Here is a 16866-nt window from a genome sequence, read left to right on the forward strand (position 1 = left end):
CGTGGGGACTTGACCCTTGGCCCACAGATACGCGCCGCGTCGGGCGAGCGTTCAGCCCGCGCCGGTAATGCCGTCCGGGTTCAGTACCGGGTGATCGCCGTCGACCCGCCCGAGGTGCCGATCGCGATGTGCGGCCGTTCCGCCGGCTCGGCCCACCGCAGGATCCGCCGCATCGCCCCGGCCGGCACCGACACGCATCCGGCCGTCGCCCCGCGCCCGTCGACGTGCAGGAAGATGCCCGCGCCGCGGCCGTGCACCGGGCGGTCGTAGTTGAAGCCGACGACCAGGGCGTGCGCGTACTGGGCCGGGTAGGTGATCAGGTGCTCGGCCTCGGTGGCCCGGCAGTCGGCGGGGCGGGGTTCGGTCCAGCGGTTGTAGGCACGGGAGGCGTTGTCCTGGCACCACCAGGAGTCCTCGCGCACCGGACGGTAGCGGTACGCCGTCCCGCGCGGCGCCGCCTCGGTGCCGAAGGCGTACGGCAGGTCGTACAGCCCGGTCGGCGTGGTGTTCGTGCCCTGGACGCGCGTCGCCCCTTCGGTGAGCCCGCCGGACCCGAAGCGGGCGGGCGCGGAACCGGCCGCCACCCAGCGCCCGTCGCTTCCGCCCCTGCGGTCCCACCAGGTGACGGTGCCCGTGGTCGAGCCGGTGTCCGGCGCGACGGCGGTGATCAGCTGGGCGCCGCCGCCGGTGTCCGCCATCCGGGCCGGAAGCGGCCGGGAAGCGGACCCGTCGGCGGGGGCGGCGCCGAGCGTGAGGAGGGAGGCGGAGACGAGGACGGCGACGAGGAGACCGGGGCGCATGGCTCAGACGGTAGAGGGGGGCAGGGGGAGCGGCAGCCCGGGAAGGCCGTCGATGCTCGATGCGATGTGCTCCTTCTTGGTGAAGTACGCGCTGAGCGAGGCGTCGTCCTCCCGCGCGAACCGCTTGCCGTGCAGATCCCGGTCGCTCTCGTACGCCATGAAGGGGACGGCGTAGCCGCAGGTGTCGCGGATGAGTTCGGCGCTCACGACGATGACCGCGCGCAGTCCGTGCACGGTGGGGTCGATGTCCGGGAAGTGGGTGAGCAACTCCGGGAAACGGGGGTCGTCGCGGAAGACCGGCTCGCCGCGGCCGTGCACCCGCACGATGTTCGGCGGGCCCTGGAAGGCGCACCACATCAGGGTGATGCGACCGTTCTCCCGCAGGTGGGCGATGGTCTCCGCGTTGGAACCCGCGAAGTCGAGGTAGGCCACGGTGAGTTCGTCGAGGACCGCGAAGCAGCCCGTGAGGCCCTTGGGGGACAGGTTGACCGTGCCGTCGCCGGCCAGGGGAGCGGTGGCGGTGAAGAAGAGGGGCTGCGCCTCGATGAAGGTGCGGAGTCTGCCGTCTATGCGCTCATAAGTCTTTCCCATGTCTAACGATTATGAGGGTGCGGGACACGGCGCGCGCCGCCAACCTGCAAGATTGACGAATCATGCAGGGTTCTGCATACTCATGCATGACAGCGATCGTACGGCTGAGGAGCGACCCAAGTGAGCAGCAACAGCGGTGACGTCCGGCTCTGGGGCGGCCGTTTCGCCGACGGTCCCGCCGAGGCCCTGGCGAAGCTGTCCGCGTCCGTCCACTTCGACTGGCGGCTCGCGCCCTACGACATCGCCGGTTCGCGTGCCCACGCGCGCGTGCTGCACGCGGCGGGGCTGCTCACCGAGGACGAGCTGACCCGGATGATCGCCGGGCTCGACCGGCTGGAGGCGGACGTCGCCGACGGTTCCTTCACCGGCACCATCGCCGACGAGGACGTCCACACCGCCCTGGAGCGCGGACTGCTGGAACGCCTCGGTCCCGACCTCGGCGGCAAGCTGCGCGCCGGCCGGTCCCGCAACGACCAGGTGGCCACGCTCTTCCGGATGTACCTGCGCGACCACGCCCGGACCGTCGGCTCTCTGATCGCCGACCTCCAGGACGCGCTGGTCGGCCTCGCCGAGGCCCACCCGGACGTGGCCATGCCCGGCCGCACCCACCTCCAGCACGCCCAGCCGGTGCTCTTCGCCCACCACGTGCTCGCCCACGCCCAGGCGCTGGGCCGGGACGCGGAGCGGCTGCGCCAGTGGGACGAGCGCACGGCCGTCTCCCCCTACGGCTCGGGCGCGCTCGCGGGCAGCAGCCTCGGCCTGGACCCGGAGGCCGTCGCCCGCGACCTCGGCTTCGAGCACGGCAGCGTGGGCAACTCCATCGACGGGACGGCCTCGCGCGACTTCGTCGCCGAGTTCGCCTTCATCACCGCGATGATCGGCGTCAACGTCTCCCGGATCGCCGAGGAGATCATCATCTGGAACACGAAGGAGTTCTCCTTCGTCACCCTCCACGACGCCTTCTCCACCGGCTCCTCGATCATGCCGCAGAAGAAGAACCCCGACATCGCCGAGCTGGCCCGCGGCAAGTCCGGGCGGCTGATCGGCAACCTGACCGGCCTGATGGCCACCCTCAAGGCCCTCCCGCTCGCGTACAACCGCGACCTCCAGGAGGACAAGGAGCCGGTCTTCGACTCCATCGACCAGCTGGAGATCCTGCTCCCCGCCTTCACCGGCATGATGGCCACCCTCACCGTGCACCGCGAGCGGATGGAGGAGCTGGCCCCGGCCGGGTTCTCCCTCGCCACCGACATCGCCGAGTGGCTGGTCAAGCAGGGCGTGCCGTTCCGCGTCGCGCACGAGGTGGCCGGCGAGTGCGTGAAGGTCGCCGAGGCCGACGGCAAGGAGCTGGACGAGCTGACCGACGAGCAGTTCGCCAAGATCTCCGAGCACCTCACCCCCGAGGTGCGCACCGTCCTCAACGTCCCCGGCGCCCTCGCCTCGCGCAGCGGCCGCGGCGGTACGGCGCCCAGCGCGGTCGCCGTCCAGCTCGCCGAGGTCAAGGCGGACGTGGCGGCCCAGCACGCCTGGGCGGACGCCAAGAAGTAGCCGCAGGAAGCAGCGGGAAGCAGCAGCCGGTGTGCCCGAGGGGCATCGCGGTTACGTTGGTCAACAGCTTCAGCAGTTCAAGAGCCTCAACAGCTTCAGAGCCTCAGCAGTCGACCGAACGGAGCCCGCGATGCCCTTCGCCCGCCTGGCCGCGGCGACCACCCCCACCTGTCACATCGGACTGGGTCTCGCCGCCGTCGGCCGCCCCGGCTACATCAACCTCGACCGCGACCGTGACCTCGGAGAGGACCGCACCGTCGAGGCGCTGCGCGAACGCACGCACGACCTCCTCGACGCCGCCTACGCGCAGGGCGTGCGCTACTTCGACGCGGCCCGTTCCTACGGACGCTCCGAGGAGTTCCTCGCCGACTGGCTCAGGGAGCGGCCCGACGTCGACGACGTGGTCGTCGGCAGCAAGTGGGGCTACACCTACACCGCCGACTGGTCGGCCGACGCCGAACGGCACGAGGTCAAGGACCACGGCGTCGCCACGTACGACCGCCAGCGCGCCGAGACCGACGCCCTGCTCGGCGACCGGCTCGACCTGTACCAGATCCACTCGCTCACCCCGGACAGCCCGGCCCTCACCGACAAGGACCTGCACGCCAGGCTGGCCGAGGCCGCCGCGCAGGGCAGCACCATCGGCTTCTCCACCAGCGGTCCCTCCCAGGCCGACGCCATCCGCGCCGCGCTCGCCGTGACGGTCGACGGCGAGCCCCTCTTCCGTACCGTCCAGTCGACGTACAACGCGCTGGAGACCTCCGCCGGACCCGCGCTCACCGAGGCGCACGAGGCCGGGCTCACCGTGATCGTCAAGGAGGGCATGGCCAACGGCCGCCTCGCGGACCGGCACGCGCCCGACGTCCTCAAGGCCGTCGCGGAGGAGACGGCGCTGGGCTGCGACGCGGTCGCCCTCGCGCTGATCCTGCGCCAGCCGTGGGCCGGTGTCGTGCTGTCCGGCGCCGCGACCGTGACCCAGCTCGGCTCCAATCTGCACGCGGCCGTCATCGACCTCGACGGCGACCAGGTGGCCCGCCTCGGCACCCTCGTCGAGACCCCGAACGCCTACTGGGAGCGGCGCAGTCAGCTGCCCTGGCACTGAACTCCTGAATCCGTGACTGACCCGCGAGGTGAGTCACGCACGCCCTGCGTGAGACATGAATGTCTCATGTGGGTTATCGTTGTCTCATGGCCCTCGATCGTGAACAGGTACTGCGCAGCGCCGCGGCCCTGCTGACCCGGAAATCCACCGCGACCATGGACGAGGTCGCCAGGGCCGCCGGGATCAGCCGGGCCACACTGCACCGGCACTTCGCCGGGCGCGACGCCCTCGTCCGGGCGCTGGAGTCGCTGGGCATCGCCGAGTGCGAGGCCGCCCTGGAGGCGGCCCGCACCGAGGAGGGACCGGCGGCCGACGCGGTGCGCCGGCTGGTCCGCGCGATCGAACCCTCCGCCGCGCTGCTCGCCTTCCTCTACACCGAGAACCAGCTCTTCGAGGGCGAGGAGCAGAACGAGGGCTGGGCCCGCATCGACGCCGGGCTCACCGAGCTCTTCCGCAGAGGCCAGGAGAGCGGCGAGTTCCGCATCGACCTCACGCCCGCCTGGCTCACGGAGGCGCTGTACGGCCTGCTCGCCTCCGGCGCCTGGGCCGTGACCGAGGGCCGCGTGGCCCGCAACGACTTCACCCACATGATCGTCGAGCTGCTGCTCGGCGGCGCGCTCCGGAGAGAGGAACCATGAACCGCACCCTGCAGCCGGCCCACCCGGCCGAGGCGGTGAAGCGCCCCGGCCGCTGGCTGGCGCTGTCCGTCCTGGTACTGGCCGTGCTGCTGGTGGCCGTCGACGCGACCGTCCTCGGTCTCGCGACCCCCTACATCAGCGAGGACCTCGCGCCCTCCGGCACCCAGCTGCTCTGGATCGGCGACGTCTACTCCTTCGTCATCGCCGGCCTGCTGGTCTCCATGGGCAGCCTCGGCGACCGCATCGGCCGCAAGCGGATCCTGCTCGTCGGCGCCACGGCGTTCGGCGCGGTCTCCGTCCTCAACGCCTACGCGCACACGCCCGAGGTGATGATCCTCGCCCGGGCCCTGCTCGGCGTCGCGGGCGCCACCCTGATGCCCGCCACCCTCGCCCTGATCCGCAACCTCTTCCACGACCCGCGCGAACGCAGCCTCGCCGTCGGCATCTGGGGCGCCACCGCCTCCGCCGGCACAGCGGTCGGCCCGATCGTGGGCGGGTTCCTGCTGGAGCACTTCTGGTGGGGCTCGGTCTTCCTCATCAACCTGCCCGTGATGGCCGTCCTGGTCGTCGTCGGCGTCAAGCTCCTGCCCGAGTCCCGCAACCCGAACCCGGGCCCCTGGGACCTGCTCAGCGTCACGCTCTCCCTGGTCGGCATGGTCGGCGTCGTGTACGCCGTCAAGGAGACCGCCGCCCACGGGTTCGCGTGGGCCACGCTCGCCGCGGGTCTGCTGGGAGCCGCCGCGCTCTACGGGTTCGTCCGCCGCCAGCTGACCATGCCGGTCCCGCTGCTCGACATGCGGCTGTTCCGCAACCGCGGCTTCAGCGGCGCGGTCCTGGCCGACCTGCTGACCATCCTGGGCCTGTCGGGACTGGTGTTCTTCCTCTCCCAGTACCTGCAACTCGTCCAGGGCAGGCGGCCCTTCGAGGCGGGCCTGGCCGAACTGCCCGCCGCCGTCGGCGCGGTGGTGGCCGGTCTGATCGCCGGCCGCGCGGCCCGGCGCTTTACGGTCCGTGCCGTGGTCTCCGGCGGACTCGCCGCCGTGGGCATCGCGCTCGCCGCGCTGACCGTCATCGGACAGCACACCGGCTATCCGCTGCTCGGCGCGGCCCTGCTGGTCGTCGGCCTCGGCGCGGGCTTCGCGTTCACCGTCACCGCCGACGTGATCCTCTCCAGTGTGCCCGGGGAACAGGCGGGTGCCGCCTCCGCGGTCTCCGAGACGGCGTACGAACTCGGCGCCGCCCTCGGTATCGCGGTGCTCGGTTCCATCGTGACCGGCGTCTACCGCGACTTCACCGGCCCCGCGGGCACCCCTGCCGCGGCCCACGAGTCACTGGGCGGCGCGGTGGAGGCCGCCGCCGGGCTCCCCGCCCCCACCGCCGAGGAACTGCTGGACTCCGCCCGTCAGGCGTTCGTCGACGGCCTGACCCTCGCGGCGGGCGTCGGCGCCGCCGTACTCCTGGCCGCCGCCGCGGCATCCTGGTTCCTGCTGCGGGGCCGGCGCCTGGAGGACGGGGCGGAACACCCGTAGCCGTACGGCGCGGGAACGCGGAACGGCGGGACGCTCACCGAGCGGCCCGCCGTTCTCGTGCGGTGTGCGGAACTACGCCGCCTTCGCCTTGCTCGCGTACATGTCCACGTACTCCTGGCCGGACAGCCGCATGACCTCGGTCATCACGGAGTCGGTCACCGCGCGCAGGACGTAGCGGTCGCGGTCCATGCCCTCGTAGCGGGAGAACTCCATGGCCTCGCCGAAGCGGACCGTGACCTTGCCCGGCCGCGGCAGGCCCGCGCCGCCCGGCTGGAGCTTGTCGGTGCCGATCACCGCGAACGGGACAACGGGGGCGCCGGTCATCAGCGTGAGCCGCGCGATGCCCGTCCGGCCGCGGTAGAGGCGGCCGTCGGGGGAGCGGGTGCCCTCCGGATAGATGCCGAAGACGTTGCCCTGCTCCAGGATGCGGCGGCCGGTCATCAGCGCCGCGACCCCGCCCCGGCCGCCGTCCCGGTCGACCGGGACCATGCCGACGCCGGTGAAGAACCAGGCCATCAGCCGGCCCTTGAGGCCCTTGCCGGTGACGTACTCGTCCTTGCCGATGAAGAAGACCTGCCGGTCGCAGGTCAGGGGCATGATCACCGAGTCGATGAAGGTGAGGTGGTTGCCGGCCAGGATCACCGGACCGTCGCCCGGGATGTTCTCCACACCCTCCACCCGTGTGCGGAACATCAGGCGCATGATCGGACCGAGCACTGCCTTGATGAACACGAAGCGGGACAACGGGTCCTCCGGTGTCGGGGATGCGGTATGAGTCTGTGCAGGTGAGGACATTACTCGCGGCCCGGGGGGTCACGCACCTCGGGTCACCCGGGTCTTACACGGTGTTGACGCGCGTTCACCTGCGGAACCGGGATGCCGCGCGGCGGCTGCGCCCCCACACGGATGTGAGGCAGGTCGCGCCCGCGGGGACCGGAGCAACGGTCCCATGGTGCGGACACGGCCCGGATCGAAGCACACACGACACGCGGACCGCGTGAGGCGCGCCGCCCGGGTGACACCGCCGGGCCTGTGCCTGTCGGCTACCCCGCCACGCCGCCCCCAAGCCGACGGCACGCCGTCCGTCCCTACGGCATCCCGCGCACCCGCGATACGACATCCCCGCGCACCCGCGTGTTCCGGCGGCGGTCTCCCGCTCGTCATGTACGCGCCCCTACGATCGGCCCGCACCGGACGGTCAACGGCAGGAGGGTCCCATGGGAACGCAGGAGTCGGACGAGCGGGCGGGCGGCGGCACCGGACGGCGGGCGCTCCTCGGCGCGGCGGTGCTCGGCGCGGGCGGGGCCGTACTGGGCCTGCCCGGCACGGCGAGAGCGGCCGACACCCGGCACGGCGGCGGCCACGGCGGCGGGGTGAAGAGCCTGCCCGTCCCCACCGTCATCGGTCACCGCGGCGCCAGCGGCTACCGCCCCGAGCACACCTTCGGCTCCTACGAGCTGGCCCTCGACATGGGCGCCGACATCGTGGAGGCCGGTGACCTGGTCCCCACGAAGGACGGTCACCTCGTCTGCCGGCACGAGCCGGAGATCGGCGGCACCACGGACGTCGCCGACCACCCCGAGTTCGCCGACCGCAAGCGCACCAAGCTGCTCGACGGGGTCTCCACCACCGGCTGGTTCACCGAGGACTTCACGCTCGCCGAGCTCAAGACGCTCCGCGCCACCGAGCGCATCCCGGCCAACCGGCCGCACAACACCCTCTACGACGGCCGCTGGGAGATCCCCACCTTCGAGGAGGTGCTCCGCTGGCAGAACGAGCAGACCCGCAAGCGCGGCAAGCAGGTGTGGATCTACCCCGAGCTCAAGCACCCCACCTACTTCCGCAAACTGGGCCTGGGTACGGAGGAGCGCCTGGCACGGCTGCTGCGCAAGTACGGCAAGGACCGGAAGAACTCGCCCGTCATCATCCAGTCCTTCGAGCCCACCAGCATCCAGCGGATGAACAAGCTGGTCGGCAACCCCCTCGCCGTCCTGCTGTCCGGCGCCGGCAGCCGCCCCTGGGACTTCGTCGAGACCGGTGACCCGCGCACCACGGCCGACCTGGTCACGCCGAAGGGGCTGAAGGAGATCGCCTCCTACGCGCAGGGCATCGGCCCGACCCTGGACCTGGTCGTCCCGAAGGACTCCGCCGGCCGCCTCACCGAGCCGACGACGCTCGTCCGCGACGCGCACCGTGCGGGTCTGATCCTGCACCCGTACACCATGCGAAACGAGAACCCCTTCCTGCCCGCGGAGTTCCGCAAGGGCGGCGACCCCGACGCCTACGGCGACGCCTTCGGCGCGTTCCGGGCCTACTTCGCCACCGGCATCGACGGCGTTTTCACCGACAACCCGGACACGGGCGTGCTGGCCCGCGAGGACTTCGTCAACAGCTGAGCGAACACCCCCGGTTGGGGTGAGCTTCGGCCGTCCGGGCAACCCGCCGCCCGGGCGGCCGCGTCGACGTGCATATGACGCACGACCTGGTCACCTCCCTGCGCCCCCTCCTCACCGCCGAGGCCTCGGCCGAGGCATATGCCTCCGGAGCCGAGCCCGGCGACCTGGAACAGGCGGTCTGGCTGCGCCTGCTGGAACGCCTGGAGGCCGAGGGCCCGCCCCCCGACCCGCACCGCTGGCTGCGCGGCGCCGTGCGCACCGAGGCCCGCCGCACCCGCCGCAGGGCCCGTCACGAGCGGCCGTACGGGACCGAACCCGCCGGTGTCGCCGCGTACGCGTACGAGCCCGAGCGGCTCGCGCTCGACGCGGCCCGGCACCGTGCCCTGCGCGACGCCGTGCGCCGGCTGCCGGGCCGCTGTCCCCGGCTGCTGGAGGCGCTGTTGTCGCCCAAGGACCTCACATACCGGGAAATCGCGGGGGAGTTGGGTATCTCACAGGGCAGTCTTGGTCCGGAACGCTCCCGATGTCTGGGATGTCTGCGTCGATTGCTGACGCCGGAGGTTGCGGCCGGCTGAGGACGGGGATAGGAGTGGGGGACCACAGGTGATCAGGTGAGCGGGAGGCATGCGCACATGGGCATGAGCGTGACCATCTCGGCGGCGACCGCACAGGATGCCGAGCAGATCTTCCGGCTGCAGTACCTCTGCTTCCAGAGCGAGGCGGCGCTGTACGCCAACTACCGCATCGACCCGCTCGTCCAGACCCTGGACTCCGTGCGCGAGGAGGTCGCCGCCGACTGCGTCTTCGTGGCGCGGCTCGGCGACGAGGTCGTCGGCTCGGTACGGGGGCGGGTGACCGAGGACGGGGCGGCGTCCATCGGCAAGCTCTGCGTCCACCCCCGCCTCCAGGGGCACGGCATCGGGGCCCGGCTGCTGCGGGCCGCCGAGGCCAGCCTGGTCGAGGAGCGGGGCGCCAAGCGCTTCCGGCTGCACACCGGGCACCGCAGCGAGAACAACCTGCGGCTGTACCGCCGGGTCGGCTACGAGACGGTGGGGACCGCCGAGGGCGCCGACGGCGTACCCATGATCGTCCTGGAGAAGCCGGCCGGTACGTACGCGACCACGGCCTGAGGGCCGGAGCCCGACGGCCGCCGGACCGGGCGCCGTTGGGACCCGTCCTACGCGGTGCGGGCCCGGCGCAGCCAGTACAGGGCCGACAGCGGCAGCAGCACCGGAATGAAGAGGTACCCCATCCCGTAGTCCGACCAGACGGTCGCGTCGGGGAAGGCGGACGGCTCCACCAGCGTCCAGGTGCCGACCGTCAGGACGCCCACCAGCTCGGCGGCGCAGCACACCAGCGCCGCCCTGCGGGCCGTCTCGCCGCCGCGCACCAGGGTGTACGTGATGAACCCGTAGACGACGCCCGCGACGGCCGACAGCGAGTAGGCGAGCGGCGCCCGGTCCAGCTCGGTCGCGATCTGGTACACGGACCGCGACACGGCGCCGACGACCATCACGCCGTACAGCCACACCAGCAGGATGCCGGGCCCGCTGATCAGGCGCTGCCGGGTCTGCTTCTCCTCCGTGGCCACCATGTCAGCCTCCCCAGATGTCATACAGCCGGACCTCGAGGACGGCGAGGACGACACCGCCGGCGGCGACCGTCACCGAGCCCCAGCGGGTGCGCTCGGCCAGCGACATGAACCCCGCCGCCGGAACGCAGGCGAAGGCGCCCAGCAGATACGCGACGAAGATCGTCGTGCCCTGCTCCGGTTCCTCGCCCCGCGCCAGCTGCACGATCCCGACCACCAGCTGGATCAGCGCCAGCGCCGAGACCACGGCCATGCCGATGAAGTGCCAGTCCTTCGTCGGCTGGTCACGGTAGGCGGCCCAGCCGCACCAGGCGGCGAGCAGCAGCGCGGCGACGCCGGTCACCAGCGTCAGGACGTCAAGCATGGCAGCGAGCCTATTACGGCCGAAAAGGGCCGCGGTCCCCGGCCCCGTAGGGTCGGGGACATGAAGCTCCACGCACAAGCCCTCCTGTTCGACAACGACGGCACCCTCGTCTCCTCCCTCGAATCCGTGCGCCGCTGCTGGACGCGCTGGGCCGTCGAGTACGGGATCACCGCCGAGCAGTTCGGACGGGTGGAACTGCACGGACGGACGGCCGCCGAGGTAGCCGCCGACCTGCTGCCCGCGGACGTGGTCGCCGAGGCCGTCGCACGCATCGAGCACCTGGAGGTCGAGGACGTGCCGGGCGGGGGCGTGCACCTGCTGCCCGGCACCCGCGACTTCCTCGACGCACTGCCCGCCGATCGATGGGCCGTCGTCACCTCCGCCACCCGGCGCCTCGCCGAGGCCCGGCTCGACGCCGTCGGCATCCTCCCCAAGACCCTCGTCGTCGCCGACGACGTCACCCGCGGCAAGCCCGACCCCGAGCCCTACCTGCTCGGCGCCCGCGCCCTGGGCGTCGACCCGGCCGCCTGCGTCGTCTTCGAGGACGCCCCCGCCGGGCTCCAGGCCGGCCGCGCCGCCGGAATGCGGACCGTGGCGTTGGCCACAACCCACCGGGCCGACGAACTCGACGCCGACCTGGTGGTCGCCGACCTGTCGGCCTTGTCGGCACTGGTCACCGAGGGCGGAATCGACATCACCGTCCGGGGCTGAGCCCCGCGCCCGCGACCGCCCACCGTCCACCGCTGTCCAGTATCCGGACAGCGGTCTCCGGCCAGGGGCGTACATCTGCTTTACTGATCCGCATGAGCACCACGAGCGACCGCACCCCTGCGACCGAGGCGACGACCACGCCCGGTGCTCGTTGTATGTGCCGCCGAATGTGCGCCTTCTAGAGGGCCCCCGCACCGCCTGAGCCTCGCGCCCCGAAGCGAGCGCCCGCTCATGTCCGCCCGCGCCCGACGCGCACGCGGCAGAGCCACGCCCCGCGCACACGTTTCTCCCCGGTCCCACCGCCATGGCGCACCGCCACCGCGAGAACCGTGCCGCGTTCCGAAGGGCCCCGAGGAACCCGAAGAACAACGCCCCGTGCCCGGCGCACACCACCGCGCCGTGCACTCGACAGTGACGGAAACCCACGTGATCACCACATCGGGCCTCACCAAGGTCTATCGTTCACGCGGCCGTGAGGTCACCGCCCTGGACGGCGTCGACCTGCACGTCCGCGAGGGCGAGGTGTACGGCGTCATCGGCCAGTCCGGCGCCGGCAAGTCCTCGCTCATCCGCTGCGTCAACCTCCTGGAGCGCCCCACCGCCGGCACGGTCACCGTCGCCGGCCAGGAGCTCACCGCGCTGGCCGGACGCGGCCCCCGCGCGGGCCGGGAACTGCGCCAGGCGCGCAGCCGTATCGGCATGGTCTTCCAGCACTTCAACCTGGTCTCCTCCCGGACCGTGCAGGACAACGTCGAACTGCCGCTGGAGATCCTCGGCAGGTCCGGGAAGGAACGTTCCCGCAAGGCGCTGGAGCTGCTCGACCTCGTCGGTCTCGCCGACAAGGCGAAGGCCTACCCCGCCCAGCTCTCCGGTGGTCAGAAGCAGCGCGTCGGCATCGCCCGCGCCCTGGCCGGCGACCCCAAGGTCCTGCTCTCCGACGAGGCCACCAGCGCCCTCGACCCGGAGACCACCCGCTCCATCCTCCAGCTGCTGCGCGACCTGAACCGGCAGCTCGGGCTGACCGTCCTGCTCATCACCCACGAGATGGACGTCGTCAAGAGCATCTGCGACTCGGCCGCCCTCATGGACCGGGGCCGCATCGTCGAGTCCGGCACGGTCGGTGAACTCCTCGCCACCCCGGGCTCCGAACTGGCCGCCGCGCTCTTCCCGGTCGGCGGCGACGCCTCCGGCGACGACCGCACCGTCCTCGACGTGACCTTCCACGGCGAGGCCGCCACCCAGCCCGTCATCTCCCAGCTCTCGCGCACCTACAACATCGACATATCGATCCTCGGCGCCGCCATCGACACCGTCGGCGGCCTCCAGGTCGGCCGGATGCGCATCGAACTGCCCGGCCGCTACGAGGACAACGTCGTCCCCGTCGGCTTCCTGCGCGAACAGGGACTGCAGATCGACGTGGTGAACGAGACGCCGGACGCGGCGACCGCGCCGACCGCGTCGGTCGCGTCGGCTTCGCCGGCCACGCCGGCTTCGCTGGTCAAGGAAGGTGCCAAGTGACCTGGTCGCAGATGCAGCCCCTGCTGGAGCAGGCCTCCTGGGAGACCCTGATCATGGTCGGCTGGTCCACCCTGATCGCCGTCGTCCTCGGGCTCCCGCTCGGCGTGCTCCTCGTCCTCACCGACCGCGGCGGCCTGCTGCAGAACGTCCTGGTCAACAAGGTCATCGGGCAGATCGTGAACATCGGCCGCTCGATGCCGTTCATCATCCTCATGGTCGCGCTGATGAGCTTCACCCGCTGGGTCACCGGCACCACCATCGGCAGCGAGGCCGCGATCGTGCCGCTCGCCATCGGCGGCATCCCCTTCTTCGCCCGGCTCGTCGAGACCGCCGTGCGCGAGGTCGACGGAGGGCTCGTCGAGGCCGTCCAGTCCATGGGCGGCAACACCTGGACCATCGTCCGCAAGGTCCTGGTCCCCGAGGCGCTGCCCTCCCTGATCGCCAGCACCACCACCACGGTCATCGCCCTCATCGGCTACTCGGCCATGGCCGGCACCGTCGGCGGCGGCGGCCTCGGCGACCTCGCCGTCCGCTACGGCTACCAGCGCTTCGAACCCGGCTTCATGTGGATCACCGTCGCGCTCCTCGCCGTCGCGATCTCGCTCATCCAGTTCGCCGGGGACTACGCGGCCCGCACCCTGCACCGCCGCGGCGGACGCGGCCCAGCGGCGCCCAGGCTCCGGCTGCTCAAGGCCAAGGAGCCCGCGGCGGCCGACGTCGGCAAGGTCGCGTGACCCGCTCTTCCAAGACTCCCCGTACCCACCCAAGACGGGGCCGCACCACCTCAGGAAAGGCACTTTTCGTGCGTAACACCGCCAAGATCACCACCGCCGTCCTCGCTGCCGGAGCCCTCACCCTCGGGCTCACCGCCTGCGGCTCGGACAAGGACTCCGCCTCCGACACCTCCGGCCCGCTGGTCGTCGCCGCGACGCCCGTCCCGCACGCCGAGATCCTCAACTACGTCAAGGACAACCTGGCGAAGAAGGAGGGCCTCGACCTGGAGGTCAAGGAGTTCACCGACTACGTCACGCCGAACACGGCGACCGAGGACGGCTCGGTGGGCGCCAACTACTTCCAGACCGAGCCCTACCTCGCGGACTTCAACAAGAAGAACGGCACCCACCTGAAGTCCGTCGCCTCGGTGCACCTGGAACCGCTCGGCCTCTACTCCAAGAAGGCCGACAATGTCGGTGACCTGAAGAACGGCGCGACCGTCGCCCTGCCCAACGACACCGTCACCGAGGCCCGCGCCCTGCAGCTCCTCGCCTCGGAGGGCCTGCTCACCCTCAAGGACGGCGCCGGCAACTCGGCCACGACCGCCGACATCACCAAGAACCCGAAGAACCTCGAGTTCAAGGAGCTGGAGGCGGCGCAGACCCCCCGCGCCCTGAACGACGTCGACGCGGCGGTCATCAACGGCAACTACGCCCTGGAGGCCGACCTCAAGCCGGCCAAGGACGCCCTCGTCCTGGAGTCCGCCGAGAACAACCCGAACGTCAACCTCCTCGTCGTCAAGGAGGGCCAGGAGGACGACCCGCGGGTGAAGAAGCTCGCCAAGCTCCTCACCTCGCCCGAGGTCAAGAAGTTCATCGAGGACAACTACTCCGGGTCCGTGCTCCCCTCCTTCTGAGCCGAACCCCGCGTCACCCACCGGGTCCGCTCCGTGCTCACGGGGCGGACCCGGTGGTGTGGTTGAGTGCTTTCATGCTGCATGCTGGGCAGTTCGAGCAGGCCCTGACGGTTACACAGGTTACGGAGCGGCGCATGACGAGCACCTTCCCCAACATCTCCATCAGCACGGAGCGGTTGGTGCTGCGCCCCCTCGACGAGGACGACGTCCCCGCGCTGGCCGCGATGATGAACGACGAGCAGGTCGCCGCCTGGACCCACGTCCCCCAGCCCTTCACCGAGCACAACGCCGCCACCTGGATCGGCGACCACGCGCCCGCCGAGCGCACCGCGGGCCGGGGGCTCGACCTCGCCGTCACCGAGTTCCTGACCCAGCGACTGGTCGGCGTCATCCAGCTGACCAAGACCAACTGGCACGTACGGTCCACCGAGCTCTCCTACATAGTCGCCCCCTGGGCCCGGGGTGAGGGGTACGCCTCCGAGGCGGCGCTGGCCACCGCCCAGTGGCTCTTCGGCGACCAGAAGTTCGAACGCGTCGAGCTGCGCACCGCGGCCGACAACACCGCCTCCCAGCAGGTCGCCCAGAAGATCGGCTGCATCAGCGAGGGCGTCCTGCGGGGCGCCTGCATAGCGCGCGCACGGACCGACGACGGCGTCTGGACGGACGTACGCACCGACTTCATCGTGTGGAGCCTGCTGCCGGAGGACCTCGAGGGCGCCACCGGACAGCTGACCGACAGCGACGGTTTCACCACCTTCACGGACTGGAACTGATACACGGGGGCGACCGGCGCCACCACCCCGGGCCCAGGCCGCACCCGGTACCCTCTCCGGGCGCGCCCGCGACGGTTCCGCGACCACGACCTGCGAAAACCCTGGAGACTGACGACGATGGCCGACCGGGTCACGGTGATCGGCTGGGACGGTTCGCCGCTGACCGCCGCGGCACGCTCCGCACTGGGTGCCGCCACGCTGGTGGCCGGCGCCGCACACCACCTGGCACTTCCCGAGGTACCGCCCGCCGCCGAACGCATCCGCCTCGGCAGCGTCGCCCTCGCCGCCCGCCGCCTCGCCGCCCACCGCGGTACGACAGTCGTACTGGCCGACGGTGACCCTGGCTTCTTCGGCGTCGTACGCACCCTGCGGGCCCCCGAGTTCGGCCTGGAGGTGGAGGTCGTACCCGCCGTCTCCTCCGTGGCCGCCGCCTTCGCCCGCGCCGGGATGCCCTGGGACGACGCCCATGTGGTCGTCGCCCACCCGCGCACCCTGCGACGCGCGGTGAACGTGTGTCGAGCCCACACCAAGGTCGCGGTCCTCACCTCACCGGGCGCCGGACCGGCCGAACTCGGCCTGCTGATGGAGGGCGTCCACCGCACCTTCGTCATCTGCGAGGAACTCGGCACCACCCGCGAACGGGTCACCGTCGTCACCTCCGACAAGGCGGCCGACCTCACCTGGCGCGACCCGAACGTCGTCATCGTGGCCGGCGGGAGCACCGGCCCCGCCACCGCGGGGGACGGCGCCGGCTGGATCGCAGGCCGCGACCCCGCCACCGGACCGCGCGGCTGGTCACTGCCCGCCACGGCGTACGGCGGTGAACTGGGCGAGGGCGAGACCGACCTGCTCCGCACGGCCCAACTCGCCCGGCTCGGACCGCGCCTCGGTGACCTCGTGTGGGACATCGGCTGCGGCAGCGGCGCCTTCGCCACCGAGGCCGCCCGCGGCGGCGCCGCCGTCATCGCGGTCGACCGGGATCCGGACGCCTGCGCCCGCACCGAGGCCACCGCACGCCACTTCGGCGTCCAGCTCCAGACCGTGCACGGCAACGCCCCCCACATCCTGGAGAACCTCCCCGAACCGGACGTCGTCCGGGTCGGCGGCGGGGGGTCGGCCGTCGTCTCCGCGGTCGCCGACCGCCGCCCGCAGCGCATCGTCGCGCACGCCGCGACCCGCGACGCGGCCGAACTCGTCGGCAGGGACCTGACGGAGCACGGCTACCGCGTCGAGTGCGCCCTGCTGCAGTCCGTCGGACTCGACACCCGGGTCTGGACGGAGACGGAGCGGAGCGTCGCGTTCCTGCTCAGCGGAGAGATCGTGCGGCGCGAAGCACCCCGTTGAGGACCGATGACGACCGCGCCCCGTGATCGGTTGTTCATACCGCGCGGGGTAGGCTGGCGGATTGTTGTACCGCGTGCGGACACCCGGCAGTTCGTCGGGCGATGTCCGTAAAAACCCGTTCCTTCGGGGGCGGGTGTGGTACGGCAGAACCGGAGGACGCGCAACGTGGCGCAGTCCACAGCGGGCCGTCGCGGATCAAGCTGTCGTGGCGGGGGAACGACCGCGACAATGCCACTGAATGGCTTTGTCGTCTTTTCCCGCGGGTCGTTCGTGCCGCTGGGCACGCACGCTCGTTCTTCTCTACGGGGCGGTCGGTGCGCCGTCCCGGGCG

The 16866-nt window shown here is 71.7% G+C and carries 17 protein-coding genes and 1 pseudogene; 13 read left to right on the top strand and 5 right to left on the bottom strand.

The features are described from left to right. Positions 1-80: 80 nt before the first annotated feature. Positions 81-800, bottom strand: coding sequence for a L,D-transpeptidase family protein (locus ABS735_RS10310; protein WP_373906392.1), 720 nt, complete (start codon positions 798-800; stop codon positions 81-83). Between the two features lie 3 nt (positions 801-803). After that, positions 804-1391: a pyridoxamine 5'-phosphate oxidase family protein gene (locus ABS735_RS10315; RefSeq protein WP_373906391.1), complete on the bottom strand. Its 588-nt coding sequence runs from the start codon at positions 1389-1391 to the stop codon at positions 804-806. Between the two features lie 120 nt (positions 1392-1511). Here ABS735_RS10315 and argH point away from each other — a divergent pair, with 120 nt between their 5' ends. The 4 genes from argH to ABS735_RS10335 all read left to right on the top strand — a co-directional run bounded on the left by argH (position 1512) and on the right by ABS735_RS10335 (position 6208). Continuing rightward, positions 1512-2939 carry an argininosuccinate lyase gene (gene argH, locus ABS735_RS10320; RefSeq protein ID WP_373906390.1) on the top strand — a complete coding sequence of 476 codons (1428 nt, stop codon included), beginning with the start codon at positions 1512-1514 and terminating at the stop codon, positions 2937-2939. Positions 2940-3069: 130 nt separating this feature from the next. Further along, the gene (locus ABS735_RS10325) at positions 3070-4041 is read left to right on the top strand and encodes an aldo/keto reductase (RefSeq protein ID WP_373906389.1); all 972 of its coding nucleotides are present in this window, start codon (positions 3070-3072) and stop codon (positions 4039-4041) included. 86 nt (positions 4042-4127) lie between these two features. Next, entirely contained in the window at positions 4128-4679 is a 552-nt protein-coding gene (locus ABS735_RS10330; protein WP_373906388.1) for a TetR/AcrR family transcriptional regulator, read from the top strand. Further along, the gene (locus ABS735_RS10335) at positions 4676-6208 is read left to right on the top strand and encodes an MFS transporter (protein ID WP_373906387.1); all 1533 of its coding nucleotides are present in this window, start codon (positions 4676-4678) and stop codon (positions 6206-6208) included. Before ABS735_RS10330 ends, ABS735_RS10335 begins: the two co-directional genes overlap by 4 nt. A gap of 72 nt (positions 6209-6280) precedes the next feature. On the opposite strand, the pseudogene ABS735_RS10340 reads toward ABS735_RS10335, so the two are convergent. Beyond that, positions 6281-7025, bottom strand: a pseudogene (locus ABS735_RS10340) (lysophospholipid acyltransferase family protein). Positions 7026-7425: 400 nt separating this feature from the next. On the opposite strand from ABS735_RS10340, the gene ABS735_RS10345 reads away from it, so the two are divergent. From ABS735_RS10345 to ABS735_RS10355, 3 genes are all read left to right on the top strand, one after another. Continuing rightward, entirely contained in the window at positions 7426-8604 is a 1179-nt protein-coding gene (locus tag ABS735_RS10345) for a glycerophosphodiester phosphodiesterase (protein WP_373906386.1), read from the top strand. Positions 8605-8678: 74 nt separating this feature from the next. After that, on the top strand, positions 8679-9179 hold the full coding sequence (locus ABS735_RS10350) for a sigma-70 family RNA polymerase sigma factor (RefSeq protein WP_373906385.1): 501 nt from the start codon (positions 8679-8681) through the stop codon (positions 9177-9179). 57 nt (positions 9180-9236) lie between these two features. Next, positions 9237-9734, top strand: a complete 498-nt coding sequence (locus tag ABS735_RS10355; protein ID WP_373906573.1) for a GNAT family N-acetyltransferase — start codon at positions 9237-9239, stop codon at positions 9732-9734. A 47-nt stretch (positions 9735-9781) separates the two neighbouring features. Here ABS735_RS10355 and ABS735_RS10360 read toward each other — a convergent pair whose 3' ends face one another. After that, on the bottom strand, positions 9782-10198 hold the full coding sequence (locus tag ABS735_RS10360; protein WP_373906384.1) for a hypothetical protein: 417 nt from the start codon (positions 10196-10198) through the stop codon (positions 9782-9784). Between the two features lies 1 nt (position 10199). Beyond that, positions 10200-10559 carry a hypothetical protein gene (locus ABS735_RS10365; protein WP_373906383.1) on the bottom strand — a complete coding sequence of 120 codons (360 nt, stop codon included), beginning with the start codon at positions 10557-10559 and terminating at the stop codon, positions 10200-10202. 60 nt (positions 10560-10619) lie between these two features. Between ABS735_RS10365 and ABS735_RS10370 the strand changes: the two genes are divergently transcribed. The 6 genes from ABS735_RS10370 to cbiE all read left to right on the top strand — a co-directional run bounded on the left by ABS735_RS10370 (position 10620) and on the right by cbiE (position 16535). Beyond that, positions 10620-11270: an HAD family hydrolase gene (locus tag ABS735_RS10370; protein WP_373906382.1), complete on the top strand. Its 651-nt coding sequence runs from the start codon at positions 10620-10622 to the stop codon at positions 11268-11270. 426 nt (positions 11271-11696) lie between these two features. Then, on the top strand, positions 11697-12788 hold the full coding sequence (locus ABS735_RS10375) for a methionine ABC transporter ATP-binding protein (protein ID WP_373906381.1): 1092 nt from the start codon (positions 11697-11699) through the stop codon (positions 12786-12788). Beyond that, entirely contained in the window at positions 12785-13522 is a 738-nt protein-coding gene (locus ABS735_RS10380) for a methionine ABC transporter permease (RefSeq protein WP_373906380.1), read from the top strand. Before ABS735_RS10375 ends, ABS735_RS10380 begins: the two co-directional genes overlap by 4 nt. Before the next feature lie 68 nt (positions 13523-13590). Beyond that, positions 13591-14418, top strand: coding sequence for a MetQ/NlpA family ABC transporter substrate-binding protein (locus tag ABS735_RS10385; protein WP_373906379.1), 828 nt, complete (start codon positions 13591-13593; stop codon positions 14416-14418). A gap of 134 nt (positions 14419-14552) precedes the next feature. Beyond that, positions 14553-15191 carry a GNAT family N-acetyltransferase gene (locus ABS735_RS10390; protein ID WP_373906378.1) on the top strand — a complete coding sequence of 213 codons (639 nt, stop codon included), beginning with the start codon at positions 14553-14555 and terminating at the stop codon, positions 15189-15191. A gap of 117 nt (positions 15192-15308) precedes the next feature. Then, positions 15309-16535: a precorrin-6y C5,15-methyltransferase (decarboxylating) subunit CbiE gene (gene cbiE, locus ABS735_RS10395; protein WP_373906377.1), complete on the top strand. Its 1227-nt coding sequence runs from the start codon at positions 15309-15311 to the stop codon at positions 16533-16535. The last annotated feature ends 331 nt before the right edge of the window (positions 16536-16866 follow it).

This window comes from Streptomyces sp. MMCC 100 (assembly GCF_041538145.2).
In the GTDB taxonomy this organism is placed as follows: domain Bacteria; phylum Actinomycetota; class Actinomycetes; order Streptomycetales; family Streptomycetaceae; genus Streptomyces.